We start from the raw sequence: 20479 nt of genomic DNA on the forward strand, positions 1-20479 counted from the left end.
ATTTAGGAGAAGACCATGGATCGCGCCGCGATTGTGCATAAGAACTTCATCACCCGGGTGGCCGCGGCGGATCTGCCTGAGGGCAATGCGCCCAGCGGGCCATTGGCGGCGCCGGAAGCGGTTTCGATTTTCCGCTCGGGCTGTCTGTCGCGGGCGATGGATCTGAAAAGCCGCGCGATGCAGAAGGCGGGGCAAGGGTTTTACACCATCGGCTCCTCCGGGCATGAAGGTCTGGCGGCGGTTGCGGCGGCGCTGCGGCCCACTGACATGGCATTTCTGCATTACCGGGATGCGGCGTTTCAGATCCAGCGCGGTGAACAGGTGCCAGGCCAGACCATTGCGCGCGACATGATGCTGAGCTTTGCCTGCTCCAGCGAAGATCCCATTTCCGGCGGTCGCCATAAGGTGCTGGGCTCCAAAGCGCTGAACATTCCGCCGCAGACTTCAACCATTGCCAGTCACCTGCCGAAAGCTGTGGGCGCGGCCTACTCCATTGGTGCCGCCAAACGGCACCGTCCGGAACATGCGGTGTTGCCGGATGATGCCATTGTCTACTGCAGCTTTGGCGATGCCTCGGCCAACCACTCCACCGCGCAGGGGGCGTTCAATACCGCCGGTTGGACTGCGTTCCAGTCGGTGCCCATGCCGCTGTTGTTCTGTTGTGAGGACAACGGGATCGGCATTTCGACCAAAACCCCGAGAGGCTGGATCACGGCCAATTTTCAGAACCGTCCCGGCATCAAGTATTTCGCCTGCGATGGTCTGGACATCTATGACACCTATGCCACCGCGCAAGAGGCCGCGCGCTATGTGCGGGAACGCAAGAAACCGGCCTTCCTGCATGTGCGCACCGTGCGGCTCTACGGTCACGCAGGGGCGGATGTGGCCACCAGCTATCTGCCCAAGGCTGAGGTTGAGCAGGATGAGGCCAATGATCCGCTGCTGCATTCGGTCCGTCTGATGCAACAGGCGGGCGCGCTGCAACCGGCTGAGGCGCTGAAGATCTACCAGGATACAATGGACCGGGTCGAACGGATCGGGGATGAGGCCGCGACGCGCCCACATCTGGAAACGGCCAGCGATGTGATGGCCTCCCTGATCCCGCCGAAACGGACCTGCGCGCCCAGCAATGGCCCCTCGGCCACCGCGCGGCAGGCGGCGTTTGGCTCTGATCTGCGCGCGATGGAGGAACCGCAGATCATGTCACGTCTGATCAACTGGGCGCTGACAGATCTGATGTTGGAGCATGGTGAGATCGTCATGATGGGCGAAGACGTTGGCCTGAAGGGCGGCGTTTACGGCGTGACGCAAAAACTGCGCCAGCGCTTTGTTCCGGATCGGATGATCGATACGCTGTTGGATGAACAATCCATTCTGGGGCTTGCCATCGGTATGGCGCAGAACGGCTATACTCCGATGCCGGAAATCCAGTTCCTGGCCTATCTGCATAATGCTGAGGATCAGATCCGCGGTGAGGCGGCGACGTTGTCGTTCTTCTCAGAAGGGCAATACACCAATCCGATGGTGATGCGGATTGCTGGCCTTGGTTACCAGAAGGGGTTCGGTGGCCATTTCCACAATGATAACTCGGTCGCCGTTCTGCGCGACATTCCCGGTGTCATCCTGGCCTGTCCGTCTAACGGTGCAGATGCCGCGATGATGTTGCGGGAATCTGTGCGTCTTGCGCGGGAAGAACAGCGCGTTGTCGCCTTCCTTGAGCCGATTGCGCTTTACCCGATGCGGGACCTGCACGCGTCCAAAGATGGCGGCTGGATGCAGCGCTACCCGGACCCGTCTCAGACCATCGCGTTGGGCGAGGTGGGCGTGCATGGCGCAGGAAAGGAACTGGCGATCGTGACCTTCGGCAATGGCACCTACCTTAGTCAGCAGGCCCTGCCCGCGATTGAGGCCGCAGGGATCAAGACGCGCATCATCGATATGCGCTGGCTGTCGCCGCTGCCGAAAGACGCGCTGACCAAGGCGGTCGCGGGCTGTGACAACATTCTGGTGGTGGATGAAACCCGCCATTCCGGCGGTGTGGCCGAAGCCTTGATGGCGCATTTCCATGAGGTGTCAGAGGCCAAGCTGACCCGGCTGACCGCCGAGGACAGTTTTATCGCCACCGGCCCGGCCTATGCGGCCACCATGCCGTCCAAGGACAGCATCACTGCTGCGGCCCTGAACCTTGTGGGGAAACCATCATGAGCAGCAAGAAAACAGCCGTAGTCATCTGCCCCGGTCGGGGCACTTACAATGCAGCGGAGCTGGGCTATCTCAGCCGCCACTTCCGCGATGCAGACCTGATGGCGCGCTTTGACGCGGAACGCACCCGTATGGGGCAGGACAGTCTGGCGGCGCTGGATGGCGCTGAACGGTTTTCGCTGGCCCGTCACAGCCGGGGCGATAATGCCTCGGCCCTGATCTATGCCGCCACGCTGGGCGATTTCATGGCGATTAACCGCGATGAGGTTGAGGTGGTTGCGGTCACCGGCAACTCGATGGGTTGGTATTCAGCGCTGGCCTGCGGCGGTGCGCTCAGTGCGGAGGAGGGCTTCAAGGTTTCCAACACCATGGGTAGCCTGATGCAGGCGGCGCTGATTGGTGGGCAGGTGATTTACCCTTGGGTCGATGAGGATTGGCGCCCGCAGCCCACCCGCCGCGCCGCCCTGCTGTCGGTTGTAGATGAGATCAACGCGCGCGCCGGTCATGTGCTGACCCTGTCCATTGATCTGGGCGGCATGCTGGTCTTGGCGGGGGATGAACCCGGTCTGGCCGCCTTTGAGGCTGCGGTGGAACCAACACAGGGACGCTTCCCGATGCGGCTGGGCAATCACGCGGCGTTCCACAGCCATCTGCAGGCGCCTGTTGCCCAGCAGGGGCGCGATCAATTGCCCGCCAGCCTGTTTCAGCAGCCGGATCTGCCAATGATCGACGGGCGCGGCGCCATCTGGTGGCCGGGCGCCTGCGATCTGGGGGCACTCTGGTCCTATACGCTGGGCCATCAGGTCACGGAAACCTATGACTTCACCCATGCCATCACAGTGGCGGCGCGTGAGTTTGCCCCGGATATGTTCATCGTCACCGGCCCCGGCACCACGCTGGGCGGCGCGGTGGCGCAATCGCTGATCCGCGCGGGGTGGCGCGGCATCGAAGATAAGTCCTCTTTCAAACAACAACAGGACCAGCATCCGCGCCTGATCTCCATGGGGAGAGAAGACCAGCGCGCTGTGGTGTCCAAGTAACCTCACACCAACACTCAGTAGGAAGATAAGATGTCTCATTCCGAAATCCTGGCCGCTTCGGGCCTGACCGAGGCCGAGCTGACCGGCGGAACGCTGGCGGTACACACCCCCGTTGATGGCTCCGAGATTGCGCGCCTTGCCATGCACAGCGTGGCAGAGGCGGACGAGATGATTGCCACCGCGCATGAGGCGTTTTTGCAGTGGCGGACGGTGCCCGCGCCGCGCCGGGGCGAATTTGTGCGCCTGCTGGGTGAAGAGCTGCGCCGCGAGAAAGAGGCGCTGGGCGCGCTGGTGACGCTGGAATGCGGCAAGATCTATCAGGAAGGTCTGGGCGAAGTGCAGGAGATGATCGACATCTGCGATTTCGCTGTGGGTCTGTCGCGTCAGCTTTATGGTCTGACCATTGCCTCGGAACGCCCCGGTCATGCGATGCGGGAAACTTGGCACCCGATGGGCGTCTGCGGCGTCATCACCGCCTTCAACTTCCCGGTCGCCCCCTGGTGCTGGAACGCGGCGCTGGCGCTGGTTTGCGGTGATCCGGTTATCTGGAAACCGTCTGAAAAGACCCCGCTAACCGCCCTTGCCGTGCAGAAAATCTGTGACCGGGTGTGCGAACAGTTTGGCGACGATGCCCCGAAAGGGCTGACACAGGTTCTGATCGGGGAACGCGATCTGGGTGAGGCGCTGACCGCCAACCCCAAGGTGGCGCTGATCTCGGCCACCGGATCGGTCCCGATGGGCCGCGCTGTTGCTGCGGATATGTCGAAACGTCTGGGCCGCACCATTCTGGAACTGGGCGGCAACAACGCGATGATCGTGGCGCCCTCGGCGGATCTAGAAATGGCGCTGCGGGCGATTGTCTTCTCAGCTGTTGGCACCGCCGGTCAGCGCTGCACCACCCTGCGCCGCCTGATTGTGCACGAAGATGTCTATGACGCGCTGGTGCCGCGTCTGGTCAAGGCCTACGCCGGCCTGCCGATTGGCGATCCCCTGGCCGAGGGCACGCTGGTTGGACCGCTGATCGATCAGGACGCCCTGTCGGCAATGGACAAGGCGCTGGTTCAGGCGCAGGCCGAAGGGGGCACCGTCCATGGCGGCGGGCAGGCTTTGGCCGAAAGCCATGGCGCAGCGGCCTATGTGAACCCGGCGATTGTGGAAATGCCCGGTCAAAGCGCGATCATGCATCATGAAACCTTCGCGCCGATCCTCTATGTGGTGAAATATCAATCGCTTGAACAGGCGATCGACATGCAAAACGCAGTGCCTCAGGGCCTCTCCTCTTGCATCTTCTCGACAGACGTGCGTGAAACCGAGCTGTTCTTGTCGGCGGCGGGGTCCGATTGCGGGATCGCCAATGTCAACATCGGCCCTTCGGGGGCTGAGATTGGCGGGGCCTTCGGCGGTGAGAAAGAGACCGGCGGCGGACGTGAAAGCGGATCGGATGCGTGGAAAGGCTACATGCGGCGCCAGACCAACACCGTGAACTACTCGCGTGAGCTGCCTCTGGCGCAGGGGATCAAGTTTGACATCTAAACAGGCACAGAGTGATCTGTCGCGCGGCCTTTGGGCCGCCAGTCTGAAACAGCGGGCCGACTGTGGCCCGCTGACCCAGGAAATCAGCGTCGATCTGGCGGTGATCGGCGGCGGCTTCACCGGCTGTTCAGCCGCTTACGATGCGGCACGCAGCGGTGCCTCCGTCGCCCTGCTGGAGGCCCATGACATCGGCGAAGGCGGATCAGGCCGCAACGTCGGGCTGGTCAATGCCGGTCTATGGCTGCCCCCTGATGTGATCCTGACCCAAATGGGTGAGGCACCGGGGCGTCATCTGATCGATGTGCTGGGCCGCGCGCCCGATCTGGTCTTTGACCTCATCAACCACGAAGGCATTGAGTGCGAAGCCACCCGCGCCGGCACGCTGCATCTGGCCCATGCGGCCAGCGGTCTGAAAGATCTGCAAAACCGGCACCGTCAGGGCAATCAGTTTGGGGCCTCGCTGCAATTGCTGGACGCTGCCGAAACCCAACGACGCACAGGCAGTGATGCGTTTCACGGGGCGCTGCTTAACCCCGCGGCAGGCACGGTGCAGCCGCTGGCTTATTGTCACGGGCTGGCGCAGGCGGCGCAACGCGCCGGGGCGCAGCTGTTTGCCAATTCACCGGTGGAGGCACTGCGCCATGAGGCGGGGCAATGGCAGTTGATGACGCCGCAGGGCATCGTGCGGGCCGGGGCGCTCCTGGTGGCGACAAACGCCTATGCGGAGGCTGCGGCCCTGCCAGACCGCCCGCAATATGTGACGGTGAACTACTGCCAGTTTGCCACCATCCCCATGTCGACGGAGCAGCAGGCGCGGATCCTGCCCGCGGGGGAAGGCTGCTGGGATACGGCGCAGGTGATGTCCTCGATCCGCCGGGATGCGGCGGGGCGGATGATTGTGGGTGGCATGGGCAACAGCCGTGGTCTGGGCGCGGCGCTGCACGCGGGCTGGGCCCGGCACAAGCTGAGGTCGCTCTACCCGGAACTGGGGGATCTGCCGTTTGAACATCACTGGTCGGGCCGCATTGCGATGACCAGCGATCATATCCCCAAGGTGCAGATCTTTGGACCCAACGCCTATGCGATTTTTGGCTATTCGGGGCGTGGCATTGCGCCGGGCACTGTTTTTGGCACCGCAGCGGCCAAGACCCTGTTGAGTGGCGACGACAGCTATCTGCCGCTGCCAGTGGTTGAAGCCTATGCCGAACGGTTCACCGCCGCCAAAGGCGCGTTTTTTGAATTTGGCGCCACCATGGTCCACACCCTGAATCGGCTGCCGTTCACCGCCCGTTAAGGGCTGGCAGCCGTGTTCGGGCGGGGCGGATTACCCCTCAGCCAGACCATAGGCGATGCCGGCGGCCAGTCCGCGCAGTTCTGCCAGGCCCCGCAGGCGCCCCACCAGCGGATAACCGGGGTGGGCATCGCCGCCGATGTCGCTGACCAATTCATGGCCATGATCCGGGCGCACCGGGATCGCGGCATCGCTGCGCCCTTCGGCGCGGCGACGGGCCTCTTCGCGCAGGATCACCGCCATCAGTGCCGCCATATCGGTGTCACCCGCCAGATGGGCATCTTCCTGAAACGAACCATCCGCCTCTTTGCGCACATTGCGCAGATGGGCAAAGTGGATCCGGTCGGCAAAGCGTTTGGCGATGGCCGGAACGTCATTGATCGGGTTCGCTCCCAGAGACCCTGAGCAGAGCGTCAGACCATTGGCCGGGCTGTCCACAGCCCCCAGGATGAAGGCGATGTCCGCCTCATTTGACACGATGCGCGGCAGGCCCAGCAAGGGGCGCGGCGGATCGTCGGGATGCACACAAAGGCGCATGCCCAGATCTTCGGCGGCAGGCACAACCTCTTCCAAGAAACGTTTGAAATTGGCCCGCAGATCCTCCGCAGTGAAGCCCTGCCAGGGGGCAAGGGCAGCGCGCAGGCTGTTCACGTCATAGCGAGCATAGGCCCCGGGCAGGCCGGACATGATGGATTTCACCAGCTCCACCTGCTGCGCCTCGCTGGAACTTGCATACCAGTCTTTGGCTTGGGCGACGACATCCGCCGGGAAGTCATCTGCAGCGCCATCCCGGCCCAGCATGAAGACGTCAAAAGCCGCCATTTCAACAGCGTCATAGCGCAGTGCATTGCCCCCTTCGGGCAGCGGCGCGTGCAGGCTGGTGCGGGTCCAGTCCAGCAGCGGCATGAAGTTGTAACAGATCGTCTGCACACCCTCGGCTGCCAGATTGGCCATCGATTGACGGTAGTTGGCAAAGAGCTGTGTCAGATCGCCAGCGCCGCGTTTGATGTCTTCGTGTACCGGCAGGCTTTCGACCACGGCCCAGTGCATGTTGCCGGGCGCGGCCTCGATCATGGCTTTGCGTTCGGCGATAACCTCGCGCGGCCAGACCTCACCGTAGGGGAGTTCGTGCAGGGCCGTCACCACACCCGTGGCCCCGGTCTGGGCAACCTCGGGCAGGGTGATGTGGTCAAGTGGGCCGAACCATCTCCAACTTTCGATCATGCGTCGGTCCTTTCTGCCGTGGTCAATCTGGCGACCATGGCGCGGGCGCCATATTGGCAAAGGCCTTGGTAGGCCTCGGTCACGGCCTGTGAAACCCTCGGATTGCAGGCCAGCGCGCTTGGAAAGACCTCCTCTATGCTGAGGAGGTCGGCCACCTTGACAGCAGGGGCCTTGGCACTGTCAGAGGCTGCGCGCAGGCGCTCAGCCAGTGGATCGCGCACATCGATCGCGTTGCCTGCCTCATCCACGCCACCGACGTAGCGCATCCACCCCGCAACCGCGAGGGCAAGGCCATCGATGCGGCCACCCCGCGCCAGTTGATCGGCGATCGTGCCCAGCAGGCGCTGCGGTAGTTTCTGACTGCCATCCATCGCGATTTGCCAGGTGCGGTGGCGGATCGCCGGGTTGCGATAGCGCGCCAGCAAGGCATCGGCATAGGCTGGCAGGTCTTCACCTTCGGGGCGGATCAGGGTCGGCTGGATCTCATCACGCCACAGATGCTGGCACAGCGCAGCAAAGGGGGCATCCGCTATGGTCTCGGCAATTGTTTCGTGTCCGGCCAGATAGCCCAGATAGGCCAGCGTTGAATGGGTGCCATTGAGGCAGCGCAGCTTCATCAACTCATGCGCTTCGACAGATTTGACCAGCTGCGCCCCTGCCGTTTCCCAAGCCGGGCGGTCGCCGTTGACGAAGTCATCTTCGATGACCCACTGGCGGAAGGGCTCATGCATCACCGCACCGGGATCATAGTAGCCCGTGGTGGCTTGCAGCTGTGCCACATCGGCTTCAGTCGTTGCGGGGGTGATCCGGTCGACCATGGTCGAGGGGAAACGTCCCTTGGCCGCGATCCAATCGGCCAGATCCGCATCGCGGGCGCAGGCAAACTCCAGCACAAAGCCCCGCGCCAGAACGCCGTTGGACGGCAGGTTGTCACAGGACAGAACGGTAAAGGGCGGCAGCCCAGCGGCGCGACGGCGTGCCAGCGCTTCAACGATGAAGCCAGGGGCAGTTTGCGGCGCGGCCGGGTTGGCAAGATCGGCCTTGATGCCCGGATCATCCAGCCGCAACTGCCCTGTCGCGGGTTCATGGCAGTATCCCTTTTCGGTGATCGTCAGTGACACGATCTTGACCGCGGGGTCAGCCATTGCGGTGAGCACCGCTTCGGGGTCTTCGGGGGCGACAAGAACGTCGCGGATTGCCGTGATGACCTGGGTCTCTGGCCCCTCTGGGGACAGGGTGACGGAGGTGTAAGCGCCGCCCTGCGGTTGCAGCTGATCCCGCGCCGCCGTGCTGCGCAGGCTGACCGCCAGAATGCCCCAATCACCGCCTTGGGCGGCAAGGGCCTCATGCGTGTAAACGGCATTGAACGCACGGAAAAACGCGCCGGGGCCAAGATGGACGATGCCAACCTTGGGGGCGGGGCCGTCTGGGCGGGTTAAGCGGGGGGCTTTATCGGGCAAGCCAACCTCCATCAACGTTGATCACCGCACCATGAATGTAGCGCGCGGCGGGGGAGCATAGGAAAGCGGCGGTGCCGCCGATGTCTTGGGGATCGCCCCAGCGGCCGGCTGGGATGCGGTCCAAAATCGCTTGGTTCCGGTCCGGGTCAGCGCGCAGGGCGTCGGTGTTGTTGGTGGCGATATAACCCGGTGCGATGGCATTCACATTGATGCCACGGGCGGCCCATTCATTGGCCAGGATCTTGGTCAGACCCGCCACGCCGTGTTTTGACGCGGTGTAGGATGGCACCCGGATGCCGCCCTGAAACGACAGCAGTGAGGCGATGTTGACAACATTGGCCTCTGTGCCGGTCGCCAGTGCTTCTTTGGCAAAGGCCTGCGTGGTGAAAAACAGCGCCTTCAGGTTCACATCCATCACTGCGTCCCAATCCGCCTCGGAGAAGGAGGCGGAGTCTTCGCGGCGGATGATGCCGGCGTTGTTGATCAGGATCGAATAGCCCGCACCGGCAAAGCTATCCTGCGCGGCCATCGGATCGGCAAAATCCAACAGCAGTGTCTCGGCCTGACCACCTGCGGCTTCAATCTCGGCAACGGTATCGTCACAGGCGCGCCGGCCTGCGCAGGTGACCTGTGCCCCCTGCGCGGCCAGCGCTACCGCAATGGCACGGCCAATGCCGGTGTTCGCGCCAGTGACCAGCGCGCGCCGCCCGTTGAGGGAAAAGGTGGTCATTTCATCTCTCCGGGTTGGATGAAGTCCATGTCGGTGTAATCGACGTTGTCTCCGGCCATCGCCCAGATGAACGTGTAAGACCCGATGCCGGCACCGGAATGGATCGACCACGGCGGGCTGATCGCCGCCTCTTCATTGGCGATGACCATATGGCGGGTTTCCTGCGGCTCCCCCATCAGGTGCAACACGCGCGATGCCTCATCCATGCCCCAGTAGAGGTAAGCCTCCATCCGGCGGTCATGGATGTGGCTGGGCATGGTGTTCCAGACCGATCCTTCCAACAGTTGCGTATAGCCCAGCACCAACTGGCAGCTTTCCATTACCAGAGGGTGGATAAACTGATAGATCGCCCGTTTGTTTGAGGTCGCAGCTTCCCCCATTTCAACTTTCTTTGCATTTTCAATTTTGACCAGCTTGTTCGGGAAGGTCTGATGCGCGGGGGCAGAGGTGATATAAAACCGCCCTTGACCGCCGAAGGTCACAGCGCCGGTTCCTTTCCCAAGATAGAGCACATCGCCGCGGGCCAGCTCATAGGTCGTATCGCCAGTGCTGACCGTGCCTGCGTCGCCGATGTTGACGATGCCCATTTCGCGCCGTTCCAAAAAGGTTTCGGTGCGGGTCTCTTTCACGTGATCCAGCGTCAGGGGATTGCCGTTTGGTACGGCAGCGCCCAGCACGAACCGGTCGTAGTGCGTATAAATAAGCCGGATTTCCCCTGCAGCAAACAGGCCTTCCCCTAGGAAGTGCTGGCGCAGGGTGTCCGTGTCCATGCCTTTGGCATGTTCGGGGTGAATGGCGTGGCGGGTTTCTACGGTCAGCATCGGAACCTCATTGGGGTTACAAAATTGGGATTACAGGAAATCGTCGCGGCGGGGGGTGAAACAGTCGATCAGCTCACCCGCCTCAAGGCAGACACAGCCGTGTTCGATGCCCGATGGGATCAGGAAGCTGTCACCCGCTTTGATGTCGAAAGTGTCACTGCCCAACGTGAAACGAAAGCGGCCGCTGCGGCAGTGGGTGGATTGCACATGGGGGTGGCTGTGCAGGGCCCCCTCCGCCCCGGTATCGAAGCGGAAGGAGACCATCATCATCTCAGGGAGCTCGGCCAGCACCTGGCGGGTGACACCTTGGTCAGGCTGTGCAAGCGGCAGGCCGGGGCTGTTGATTGGGTTGTTTGCTGGCATGGTCGCGACCTCAGTGGAACAGGGATGGCAGCCAGAGCGACAGCGCAGGCACATAGGTGACCAGCATCAGCGTCGCGACAGCGGCGAAGTAAAATGGCCAGATCGAGCGCACAACATCCCAAATCGGCACGCGGCCCACGGCGCAGCCGACAAACAGCACGGCCCCAACGGGCGGTGTGCACAGGCCAATTCCAAGGTTCAGCACCAGGATGACCCCGAACTGCACCGGATCGATGCCATAGGCCGTGGCCACCGGCAGGAAGATCGGCGTGGTGATCACGATCAGCGGCGACATGTCCATGAAGGTGCCCAAGAGAAGCAGCGCCACGTTGATCAACAGGATGATCACAAAGGGGTTGTCCGAGAGCGACTTCAGAAAATCCACCACATTGGCGGGCACCTTGAGGAAGGCCAGCAGCCAGCCAAATGCAGCGGCGGAGCCGATCACCATCAGAACCATGGCCGTGGTGCGCACGGCGCCTTTGGTGGCGGCAACAAATTCGCTGAAGCTGAGGGTGCGATAGACCAGCAGGGTCACAAACAGCGCATAGACCACCGCGATGTTGGAGCTTTCCGAGGCGGTGAAAATGCCGGAACGCACGCCGCCGAAAATGATCGCAACCAGAATGAGGCCAGGCACGGCTGAAGCAAAGAGCACCCCCAGCATTTTGCGACCCGGGAAAGCCTCCACCGGGTAGCCGCGGCGGCTGGCGACGATATAGGCGGTGATCATCAGCGCAAGCGCCAGCATGAAGCCGGGGATGATGCCCGCAGTGAACAGATCCGCGATGGAGATTTTGCCGCCTGCTGAGATCGAATAGATGATCATGTTGTGGCTGGGCGGCAGCATCAGCGCGATGATGGAGGAGACGACGGTGATATTGACCGCATAGTCGGTGCCATAGCCGCGTTCCTTCATCTGCGGCACCATCAGACCACCCACGGCCGAGGCATCTGCCGCAGCGGAGCCTGAGACGCCGCCAAACATGACGGAGGCCAGAATGTTGACCTGCCCCAGCCCACCTTTGAAATGGCCCACCATGGCGCCTGCCAGGGCGACAAGGCGACGGGCAATGTCACCCCGTACCATCAGGTCACCGGCGTAGATGAAGAAGGGGATCGCCATCAGCGCATAGACCGACACGCCCGAGTTCAGGCGCTGGAACACCACCACGGGCGGCAGGCCCAGATAGGCAACCGTCGCAAAGGACGAGGCGCCAAGGCAGAAGGCGACGGGTGTGCCGATCAGCAGCAAGAAGCTGAAGGTGCCAAAGAGAATCCAGAGTTCCATTATTGTGCCTCCACCGGGCGCATCGCGCCGGGGCCTCCGTTCGGGTCGTCGTCGGTGCCGAAACGCGCTGTGGGCAGGCCCGCGGCACGGCGCAGCAGCCGTTCAAGTGAGAAGAGAATGATCAGCGCGCCACCCACGACCAGCGGGGCAAAGTCAAAGGCGCCTGAAACACCAAGGGAGGGCAGTTTGTTGCCCGCAGTTTTGACCGCCAGTTGGATGCCGTACCAGACCATGCCCCCGGCAAAGGCCATGACCACAAGGTCCGAGATTGAGAAGAACACCAGCTTCAGCCGCTCCGGGATGAAGTAGAGCACCACGTCAAAGGCCAGATGGTAGCCTTCGCGCACGCCCACGGCCGCGCCAAGGAAGATGAACCAGCCCATGACCATGACGGCCCCCGGTTCTGTCCAGGGCAGGGATGAGTTCAGCACGTAGCGTACAAAAACCTGCAAAAAGATGATGATAGTCATAAAGACCACACCCAACCCCGCCAGCCACAGTGCTGTCTGGCCGATCAGGTTGGTGAAATGCGCCGCGCGCATCAGGAAGCGTTGCATCCTGCCCCTCCGCCTTGATGGTGGGTCGCGCGGGATGGCCCGCACGACCCGATCTGCTTATTCTACCGCTTGAATGCGGGCGACCAGTGACTGCAGGGCCGGGTCGGTGACGTATTTGTCATAAACCGGCTGCATCGCGGCCACGAAGGGGGCTTTGTCGATGTCGGTGATGATCTCATTGCCGGCAGCGCGCACCTTCTCCTCAGAGGCGGCTTCGCGGGCGGCCCAAAGTTCACGGTTGACCGGGGTCGAATCCTTGGCGGCCTGCAGGATGATCGCCTGATCCTCCGCCGACAGTTTGTCGAAGGACATTTTCGACATCACCAGAACCTCTGGCACCATCAGGTGCTGGTCCAGGGTGTAGTAGCCGGCAACCTCAAAATGGCCCGAGCTTTCGTAGGACGGCCAGTTGTTTTCCGCACCGTCGATCACGCCGGTTTGGATGGAGCTGTAGACCTCACCATAGGGCATCGGGGTTGCGTTGGCGCCCAGTGCGGCGACCATGTCCACAAACAGATCCGACTGCATTACGCGGAACTTCATGCCGGCCAGATCGTCCATCGAAGTGATCGGCTTCTGGCTGTTGTAGAAGCTGCGCGAGCCCGCATCATAATAGGTCAGGCCAACCAGATCATGGTTGCTGAATGCGGCCAGAATGTCGGCGCCAACATCACCGTCCAGCACCTTGTGCATATGGTCGGTTGAGCGGAAAATATAGGGCAGCGAGGGCACCTGAGTTTCCGGAATGATGTTGTTGAACGGGCCCATCGAGACGCGGTTGAGGTCGATCACCCCGAATTGTGTCTGTTCGATGGTGTCTTTCTCTTCGCCCAGCTGCGCCGAGTGGAACACCTCAATACAGATGCGCCCGCCCGAGCGTTCTTTGACCAGATCGCCCATGTGGTTCACAGCGGCGACGGTTGGATAGCCGTCGGCATGTGTGTCCGACGAGCGCAGCGTGATTTCACATTCTGCCAAAGCACTGCCGGCCATGGCCACCGTGCAGGCGGCTGCGGCAAAGGACATAGTTCCCAGTTTCATGTCTTCCTCCCAGTTTGTTGACCGGATCAGAGGCGATAGCCCTCTTTCACCAGACGATATGTAAGGTCGTAAGCGACCTCGGTTGCCTCACCTTCACTCAGGCGGCCTGTGCCGACCAGTTGGGCAAGAAATGCACAATCGGACCGCCGCGACACATCGTGCCGGGCAGGGATCGAGCAAAAGGCGCGGGTGTCGTCGTTGAAGCCGACGGTGTTGTAGAACCCGCATGTTTCGGTTGTTGTTTCGCGGAAGCGGCGAATGCCTTCGGCGCTATCAAAGAACCACCAAGGCGGGCCGAGGCGCAGGGCGGGGTAGGCGCCCGCCAATGGTGCCAGTTCGCGTCCGTATGTGGTTTCATCCAATGTAAACAGGATGATTGTCAGGTCTTTCTCCATCCCGACGGCATCCAGCATCGGTTTCAGCGCTGCGACGTAATCGGTGCGGCCGGGGATATCGAAGCCTTTGTCACGGCCATAACCGGCAAAGACTTGCGCCGAATGGTTGCGGCGGGAACCGGGGTGGATTTGCAGAACCAGCCCGTCCTCAAGGCTCATCCGGGCCATTTCGGTCAGCATCTGGCCACGAAACGCCTCAGCCTCCTCAGCGGTGGCCTGACCGGTGCGCACCATCTGAAAAAGGGCGGCCGCTTCCAGCTGGGGCAGGTTTTCGGTGCGGGCGGTGGGGTGGCCGTGATCGCTGGCGGTGGCGCCGAAGTCTTTGAAATAGGCACGGCGCTTGCGGTGGGCGTTCAGATAGCCCTCCCAGGTGGTGATATCCTCGCCGGTCAATGCGCCGAACGCCTCAAGGTTTTCAAGGAAACCTTCAAAATCGGGGTCCACCACGGCATCAGGGCGGTAAGTGGTGATGACGCGTCCCTGCCAGTCACTGTCCCGAATGGCGCGGTGCCATTGCAGATCATCCAAGGCGCCTTCGGTGGTGGCCAGCGCTTCGATGTTGAACTGGTCAAACAGCGCGCGGGGACGGAAGGCCGGTTCCGCCAGCTTGGCGTCAATATGATCGTAATAGGCATCCGCTGTGTCCGCGTTCAGCGGCTCTGTCAGGCCAAAGACGGTTTCAAAAGCGTGGTTCAGCCAGATCGCAGAAGGCGTGCCGCGGAACAGATGCATATGCGCGGCAAACCGGCGCCAGATGGCACGTGGATCGGTTTCGACTGCGCCACCATCACTGCGCGGCACACCCAGATCCGCCAGATCTACCCCTTGGGACACTAACATGCGGAACACATAGTGGTCGGGCACCACAAACAGCTCCGCCGGGTTGGGGAACCGCGTGTTTTCGGCAAACCAGCGGGGATCACAATGCCCGTGCGGGCTGACAATCGGCAGGTCGCGCACCCCGTCATAAAGGTGTTGCGCGATGGCGCGAAGGCCCGGTTCAGCAGGGAAAAGGCGGTTGGGATCAAGCAGGCCCATAGGAATCCTTGTGGTGATTCGTTGCTGTTCTGGTAAACTAATATGCTAGATTAGTAGTTGAGTCAAAATCCAGATTGCGCCATAGTGACTCGGGAGAATTTACTGGCCTTACAAAAGGGGCATGGATGACACCCGCATGGCCAAAGTGACGGACGTTTAGAATGACCGAATTGCCTTTCGCGGCGCTGCAATCGCGGCCCGCTACCACCACCACGGATCTGGTGTATCGCAAGCTGCATGACGCGATTGTTGCGCTGGAGCTGCCACCGGGCACCAAAATGTCTGAGGCGGATGTTGCCCGGCAGCTGGATGTGTCACGCCAGCCGGTGCGCGATGCTTTCTTTCGGCTCAGCGAGCGGGGCTTCCTGCTGATCCGGCCGCAGCGTGCCACCTTGGTTTCCAAAATCTCAGAGGTTGCAGTGCACCAGGCAGCCTTTGTTCGGACCGCGCTGGAACTGGCCTGCCTGCGGGAAGCGATTAAACGGGCAACAGACAGCGATCTGGCTGCGTTGGATGATCTGCTGGACCGGCAGAAAGGTGCGATTGAGCGCGATGCCTCGGCTGAGTTCCACGATCTGGACGACGCGTTTCACCGCAAGATTTGCGAAATTTCGGGCCAGGGCTTTGCCTGGTCGCTGATCCGCGAGCAAAAGGCCCATATGGACCGGGTTCGCCGTCTGTCGTTGCCGGCCAATGGTCCACGCGCCTATGGCGAACATTTGGACATTATGGCCGCCTTTCGCAAAGGGGATGTGGTCAGCGCTGAGGAACATCTGACCCGCCATCTGAGCCATGTGTTTGAAATGGTAGGCATCATTCGCGGCCGCCATCCTGAGCTGTTCGAGGATGCCGGCGCATGACCATGACAGAACGGATGACGGCTGTGCGTCGCTGCATTGCGATTGGCGAATGCATGGTTGAGCTGGCCCCGGCGCAGGATGGCCTCTACCGGTTGGGCTATGCTGGCGATACGTTCAACACGGCGTGGTATCTGCAGGCGTCTTTGGCTGCGGGCGAGGTGTGTTATGCCTCCGCCATCGGAAGTGATGCGGCCTCAGCCAAATTGCGCAGTTTTGTGGCGGACAGCGGCATCACGCCCGCCCTGCAAGAGGTGGCTGAAACTAGTGTTGGCCTTTACCTGATCGAAACCAAGGACGGCGAACGTTCGTTTTCCTATTGGCGCAGCGCCTCGGCGGCGCGGCAGCTGGCAGCGGATCCTGATCGCCTGCCGGTGGCAGGGCAGGGCGATCTGTTGTTTTTCAGCGGCATCACAATGGCGATCCTGTTGGGGCAGGGGCGGCAGAACCTGCTGGAGTATCTGAGTGCAGCCCGTGATCGGGGTGCGATTGTGGTGTTTGACCCGAACCTGCGGCCGCGCCTGTGGCAGAGCGGCGATGACATGCGCCAATGGATCACCGAAGCGGCGCGGGTCAGCGATGTGGTGCTGCCCTCCCACGAAGATGAGGCCGAGCACTTTGGTGACGCGGACCCGGCTGCCACAGGGGCACGTTATCAGGCCCAGGGCTGCGCGGTGGTGATCGTCAAGGACGGGCCCGGCGCGGTACGGATCCTGACGCCGGAAGGGGTGGAAGAGGTGAGCCCGCAGAAGGTGACGCATTTGGTCGACACAACAGCAGCAGGTGATGCCTTCAACGCGGGGATGCTGGCGGCGTGGATCGGGGGGGCGGATCTGGCGGCATCGGTTTCGGCAGGCTGTGCCCTGTCGGCCCGGGTGATCCAGGCGCCGGGCGCTTTGGTTCAGCTGTAATCACGGCAAGGAAAAGGCCCGCTGGGATGGCGGGCCTTGCATCGATCTTATCCGACGATCAGCTGTTTCAGCTGCAGCGCCTCATGTTCCAGAGATCGCAGGCGATATTGGATCACGTCACCGATGGTGATCATCCCGCAAAGCTTGCCATGATCGATCACCGGCATGTGGCGGAACCGCCCGTCTGTCATGCGGCGCAGCACCGAGATCAGCGCATCCTCCGGCGCGCAGGTCTGCACCTCACGGGTCATGTTTTCGGCCACTTGCTGGGGCAGGGTCTGGCCCGGCGTTTCGGCCAGTTTACGCACGATGTCGCGTTCGGACAGGATGCCGCGCAGGTCACCGGCATCATCCGTGACAACCAAAGCACCGATCCGCTTCTCGCTCAGGATCTCCACCGCCTGACGCAGCGTGTCTTCGGGGCGCACTGAAATCACATCGGTGTTCTTATCGGCCAGCAGCTGACCTACAGTTGCAATATCTTCAGAGGTGTTGCTCGTTAGGGTCTGGCTTGCCGTGCGTTGACTGTCACTGCTGTCGCCGCGGGTTGGTGGCTGGTATGATGTTGGCATCTTTCCTCTCCTCCAGGCTTGATTGCACCCGTTGTGTTATGTCAGTGAAGCCCAGCTGAGACCCATCGTGCAAGGAAAATCAAATTGTTGCCCCTGAATGACCTGTCTTTGACACCGGCGATTGCGACCGTTTTGTTCTTTGTCGCGGTGGTGGCTGGCTATCGCTATCGGCGTACATGGAAGGCTGAGGGGCCGCGCTGGCAGCTGTGGCTGTTTGGGGTGATTGCCGCTGTGTGCCTGTTGATCCTGGGGTTCACGCCGATGGCCAACTGATCGAAGGGCGGAACGCCAGACATGAAAAAACGCGGCACCTGAGGGGCCGCGTTTTTCGCATGAACTGTAGGAAGCTTTCGCTTACTGGCCGTCTTCGGCATCCATCTGCTCCAGCATCTTGCGGGCGCGTGGGCAGGCCAGGCGTTCGCGCAGCGGGCTGTCAGGATCGATCTCTTTCTTGCAGACCAGACATTGATCCGCATCCGAGATTGCATTCAACCCACCGCAGCTGCCCTTGATCCGCTTGCCCATCAGCATGACGCCCAGCGACATGCCGAGCATAACCACGCAGAAAAAACCAAAGGTGAACAGGAATGTTTCCACGGTGTTCGGTCCTGATTAGGCTTGCAACGCGTCGAAACGCGGGCTCGCAGTGGTGACGAAGTCGTTGGTGCCGCGTTCAATGAAGAGAACGGCAAGGTTCTGTTCTTTGGCGATTTCCATGCCGCGGTCCTTGCCCAGAACCAGCATCGCAGTGGCCCAAGCGTCTGCCAGCATGGCGTTTTCTGCCAGCACGGTAGCCGAGGTGGTGCGGTGGGTCACGGGACGGCCGGTTTTGGCGTCCAGAATATGCGAGAAGCGCTTACCGTCCTGCTCAAAGTAGTTGCGGTAGTCACCCGAGGTGGCCAGACCCATGTTCGACAGACCTACAACCTGCTGCAGCGCGGGCGATGCGGCCAGCGGGGTCTCAACACCGATGCGCCAGTCCATGCCATCTGGGTTTTTGCCAGCGGTGACGATGTCGCCGCCGACTTCGACCATGTAGTCTTGCAGACCTAGTGCCGCCAGCGCTTTGCCTGCGGCGTCTACACCGAAGCCTTTGCCGATCGCAGAGAGATACACAGTCGCATCCGCGTTGCGTTTTGCGACTTGATTTCCGCGAATCTCCAGCACGTTTTTCTGACCGGTCGCGGCTGCGATGCGGGTGATTTCCGCCTCAGCAGGGGCTGCGTTGGTTGCGCCATTGGCCCCAAAGCCCCACAGATCGATCAGCGGACCGAGAGTGACGTCAAATTGGCCGTCGCTCAGCGCGTTGATGTCCTGGGCGGCGTTCAAAACCTCGGCCAGCTCAGCCGAAACGGTCATCGGCGCGGTGCTGTTCGAAGCGTTCAGGCGCGACACTTCCGAGCCGGAATCCCAGTTGGACATCAGGGTGTTAACACGGGCGAAGGCCATGTTGACGGCATCCTGAGCCTGAGCTTCGGTTACGGCGTTTTTGTGGTCAACTGCGGTAATCTTATACGTCGTGCCCATGGTTACACCCGACAGCTCAATCACGCGCGAGCGCGATTGGCAGGCGGCCAGCGCCAGGGGGAGCCACAGAACGGTACGGCGGGAGAATTTGATGCTTTGGGTCACGAGGAGACTCTCTTGTTTGCTGGGCAGACGTATACGCACCCGCGCGGGCAGTGACTTGCGACATATTGACGCAATCTGTGTTTGGCCCGTGTTTACCCCTTTGACATCGACTATCCGGTGCCCCGAAATGGGCGGCGAACCCCCTCGCGCGCCCGTGTCAGCGAAAGCGTAGTGGACGTGCAGCAGTTTATACTGAAAAAAGGCCTCGCCCTCCCTGTGACCGGAGCACCGGATCAGGGGGATGTTACCCCAATCGATGTGAAGAACGTCGCCGTGCTTGGCGCCGACTACATCGGTCTCAAACCTCGTTTGGCAGTGCAGGAAGGCGACGTTGTTGCCACTGGCGCGCCAATCTTTGCCCATAAGGACACGCCTGACGTCAAAGTCGTGGCACCGGTGTCTGGTCGGGTGAAGGCGGTCAACCGTGGCGCCCGCCGCGCCCTGATCAGCGTTGAGATCGAAGTGGACGCCGATGCGGCCGCGCCGGTGGACTTCTCCGCCGTTGGTGACATCGCAACCGCAGAGGGGCTGGCTGAACGGCTCTGTGCTGCGGGTCTGTGGACGTCCTTCCGCACCCGGCCCTATTCCAAGGTGCCTGATCCGGCGTCGCGTCCGGCTGCCCTTTATGTGACGGCAATGGATTCGGAACCGCTGGCGGGGGATGCTGCCAAGATCATCGCGCTGGCACCGGATGCGTTCCGCAAAGGTCTGGAGGCGATCGCGGGTCTGAGCGAAGGCAAAACCTACCTCTGTCAGGAAATCGGGGCCGATGTGCCCGGTGGTGATCTGAACGGGGTTGAGGCCGTTGGCTTTTCTGGGCCGCACCCGGCGGGACTTGCAGGTACACACATGCACTTCCTTGAGCCGCCGACTGCTGCAAAAACCGTTTGGACCATTGGCTATCAGGATGTGATTGCCATCGGCCGCCTGCTGGAAACCGGCACCTATGACGCGACCCGCGTTGTGGCGCTGACCGGCCCGCTGATGAAACAGCCCCGTCTGGTGCAGACCGTTGCCGGTGCATCCATGGTTGAGCTGCTGGCCGAGGATCTGGAAACCGACGTGCCCGTGCGCATGATTTCGGGGTCGATCCTGTCAGGCCGCGCCGGCGAAGGCCCCAGCGCCTATCTGGGCCGCTATGCGCGCCAGATCACCCTGATCGAAGAAGACCAGAAACAGATCCCGATGGGTTGGATCCGCCCGATGGCGTCGAAATACGCGGTGCAGCCGGTTCTGGGCTCTGCCTTCTCGAAGAAGCTTTACGCTTTGACCTCTAACCTGAACGGTGGCCGCCGCGCCATGGTGCCGCTGGGCACCTTCGAAGAGCTGATGCCGCAGGACTTCCTGCCAACGCAGCTGGTGCGCTCCATGCTGATCATGGACACCGACCAGGCACAGGCCCTCGGGGCCCTGGAACTCGACGAAGAGGATCTGGGTCTCATTGGGTTTGCCTGTCCCGCGAAATATGAATACGGCGATGCGCTCCGCGATTGCCTCACCAAGATCGAGAAGGAGGGCTAA

Annotated in this window: 20 protein-coding genes; 8 read left to right on the plus strand and 12 right to left on the minus strand. The window is 61.7% G+C overall.

Annotated features, from left to right (window positions below):
- The first annotated feature begins 15 nt into the window (after positions 1-15).
- From TL5118_RS13910 to TL5118_RS13925, 4 genes are read left to right on the plus strand one after another with little or no spacing between them, the layout of a single operon-like run.
- Positions 16-2205 carry a dehydrogenase E1 component subunit alpha/beta gene (locus tag TL5118_RS13910; RefSeq protein WP_058242708.1) on the plus strand — a complete coding sequence of 730 codons (2190 nt, stop codon included), beginning with the start codon at positions 16-18 and terminating at the stop codon, positions 2203-2205.
- Positions 2202-3242, plus strand: a complete 1041-nt coding sequence (locus TL5118_RS13915) for an ACP S-malonyltransferase (protein WP_058242709.1) — start codon at positions 2202-2204, stop codon at positions 3240-3242. The genes TL5118_RS13910 and TL5118_RS13915 overlap by 4 nt, the downstream gene beginning before the upstream one ends.
- A 30-nt stretch (positions 3243-3272) precedes the next feature.
- On the plus strand, positions 3273-4775 hold the full coding sequence (gene amaB, locus TL5118_RS13920) for an L-piperidine-6-carboxylate dehydrogenase (RefSeq protein WP_058242710.1): 1503 nt from the start codon (positions 3273-3275) through the stop codon (positions 4773-4775).
- Positions 4765-6069, plus strand: a complete 1305-nt coding sequence (locus TL5118_RS13925; protein ID WP_242601782.1) for an NAD(P)/FAD-dependent oxidoreductase — start codon at positions 4765-4767, stop codon at positions 6067-6069. Before amaB ends, TL5118_RS13925 begins: the two co-directional genes overlap by 11 nt.
- A gap of 30 nt (positions 6070-6099) precedes the next feature.
- On the opposite strand, the gene uxuA is transcribed toward TL5118_RS13925, so the two are convergent.
- The 9 genes from uxuA to uxaC are packed head-to-tail and all read right to left on the minus strand — an operon-like array spanning position 6100 to position 14986.
- Positions 6100-7290, minus strand: a complete 1191-nt coding sequence (gene uxuA, locus TL5118_RS13930; protein ID WP_058242711.1) for a mannonate dehydratase — start codon at positions 7288-7290, stop codon at positions 6100-6102.
- On the minus strand, positions 7287-8762 hold the full coding sequence (locus tag TL5118_RS13935) for a mannitol dehydrogenase family protein (RefSeq protein WP_058242712.1): 1476 nt from the start codon (positions 8760-8762) through the stop codon (positions 7287-7289). The genes uxuA and TL5118_RS13935 overlap by 4 nt, the downstream gene beginning before the upstream one ends.
- Positions 8740-9480: a 2-dehydro-3-deoxy-D-gluconate 5-dehydrogenase KduD gene (kduD, locus tag TL5118_RS13940; protein WP_058242713.1), complete on the minus strand. Its 741-nt coding sequence runs from the start codon at positions 9478-9480 to the stop codon at positions 8740-8742. Before kduD ends, TL5118_RS13935 begins: the two co-directional genes overlap by 23 nt.
- Positions 9477-10301, minus strand: coding sequence for a 5-dehydro-4-deoxy-D-glucuronate isomerase (kduI, locus tag TL5118_RS13945; RefSeq protein WP_058242714.1), 825 nt, complete (start codon positions 10299-10301; stop codon positions 9477-9479). Before kduI ends, kduD begins: the two co-directional genes overlap by 4 nt.
- 30 nt (positions 10302-10331) lie before the next feature.
- A complete protein-coding gene (locus TL5118_RS13950; RefSeq protein ID WP_058242715.1) occupies positions 10332-10664 on the minus strand; it encodes a cupin domain-containing protein in 333 nt (110 codons plus the stop codon).
- Between the two features lie 10 nt (positions 10665-10674).
- Positions 10675-11955 (minus strand): TRAP transporter large permease, encoded by a 1281-nt coding sequence (locus tag TL5118_RS13955; RefSeq protein ID WP_058242716.1) that lies wholly within the window; start codon positions 11953-11955, stop codon positions 10675-10677.
- Complete coding sequence (locus TL5118_RS13960; RefSeq protein ID WP_058242717.1) at positions 11955-12512, minus strand: TRAP transporter small permease; 558 nt, start codon at positions 12510-12512, stop codon at positions 11955-11957. Before TL5118_RS13960 ends, TL5118_RS13955 begins: the two co-directional genes overlap by 1 nt.
- A gap of 57 nt (positions 12513-12569) precedes the next feature.
- Positions 12570-13553, minus strand: coding sequence for a TRAP transporter substrate-binding protein (locus TL5118_RS13965; RefSeq protein WP_058242718.1), 984 nt, complete (start codon positions 13551-13553; stop codon positions 12570-12572).
- Positions 13554-13579: 26 nt separating this feature from the next.
- On the minus strand, positions 13580-14986 hold the full coding sequence (gene uxaC, locus TL5118_RS13970; protein WP_058260800.1) for a glucuronate isomerase: 1407 nt from the start codon (positions 14984-14986) through the stop codon (positions 13580-13582).
- A gap of 161 nt (positions 14987-15147) precedes the next feature.
- Here uxaC and TL5118_RS13975 point away from each other — a divergent pair, with 161 nt between their 5' ends.
- Both TL5118_RS13975 and TL5118_RS13980 read left to right on the plus strand, forming a co-directional pair.
- Positions 15148-15846 (plus strand): GntR family transcriptional regulator, encoded by a 699-nt coding sequence (locus TL5118_RS13975; RefSeq protein WP_058242720.1) that lies wholly within the window; start codon positions 15148-15150, stop codon positions 15844-15846.
- Positions 15843-16754, plus strand: coding sequence for a sugar kinase (locus TL5118_RS13980; protein WP_306345405.1), 912 nt, complete (start codon positions 15843-15845; stop codon positions 16752-16754). The genes TL5118_RS13975 and TL5118_RS13980 overlap by 4 nt, the downstream gene beginning before the upstream one ends.
- 47 nt (positions 16755-16801) lie before the next feature.
- On the opposite strand, the gene TL5118_RS13985 is transcribed toward TL5118_RS13980, so the two are convergent.
- A complete protein-coding gene (locus tag TL5118_RS13985) occupies positions 16802-17326 on the minus strand; it encodes a CBS domain-containing protein (RefSeq protein ID WP_058242721.1) in 525 nt (174 codons plus the stop codon).
- 87 nt (positions 17327-17413) lie between these two features.
- Between TL5118_RS13985 and TL5118_RS13990 the strand changes: the two genes are divergently transcribed.
- Complete coding sequence (locus tag TL5118_RS13990) at positions 17414-17599, plus strand: hypothetical protein (RefSeq protein ID WP_370701681.1); 186 nt, start codon at positions 17414-17416, stop codon at positions 17597-17599.
- A gap of 81 nt (positions 17600-17680) precedes the next feature.
- On the opposite strand, the gene nqrM is transcribed toward TL5118_RS13990, so the two are convergent.
- Together nqrM and TL5118_RS14000 are read right to left on the minus strand one after the other, a co-directional pair.
- Positions 17681-17923 carry a (Na+)-NQR maturation NqrM gene (gene nqrM / locus TL5118_RS13995; protein WP_058242722.1) on the minus strand — a complete coding sequence of 81 codons (243 nt, stop codon included), beginning with the start codon at positions 17921-17923 and terminating at the stop codon, positions 17681-17683.
- A 15-nt stretch (positions 17924-17938) separates the two neighbouring features.
- On the minus strand, positions 17939-18958 hold the full coding sequence (locus TL5118_RS14000) for an FAD:protein FMN transferase (protein ID WP_058242723.1): 1020 nt from the start codon (positions 18956-18958) through the stop codon (positions 17939-17941).
- Between the two features lie 177 nt (positions 18959-19135).
- Here TL5118_RS14000 and TL5118_RS14005 point away from each other — a divergent pair, with 177 nt between their 5' ends.
- Positions 19136-20479: a Na(+)-translocating NADH-quinone reductase subunit A gene (locus TL5118_RS14005; RefSeq protein ID WP_058242724.1), complete on the plus strand. Its 1344-nt coding sequence runs from the start codon at positions 19136-19138 to the stop codon at positions 20477-20479.

Origin of the sequence: Thalassovita autumnalis, assembly GCF_001458255.1 — a bacterium.
GTDB lineage: Bacteria > Pseudomonadota > Alphaproteobacteria > Rhodobacterales > Rhodobacteraceae > Thalassobius > Thalassobius autumnalis.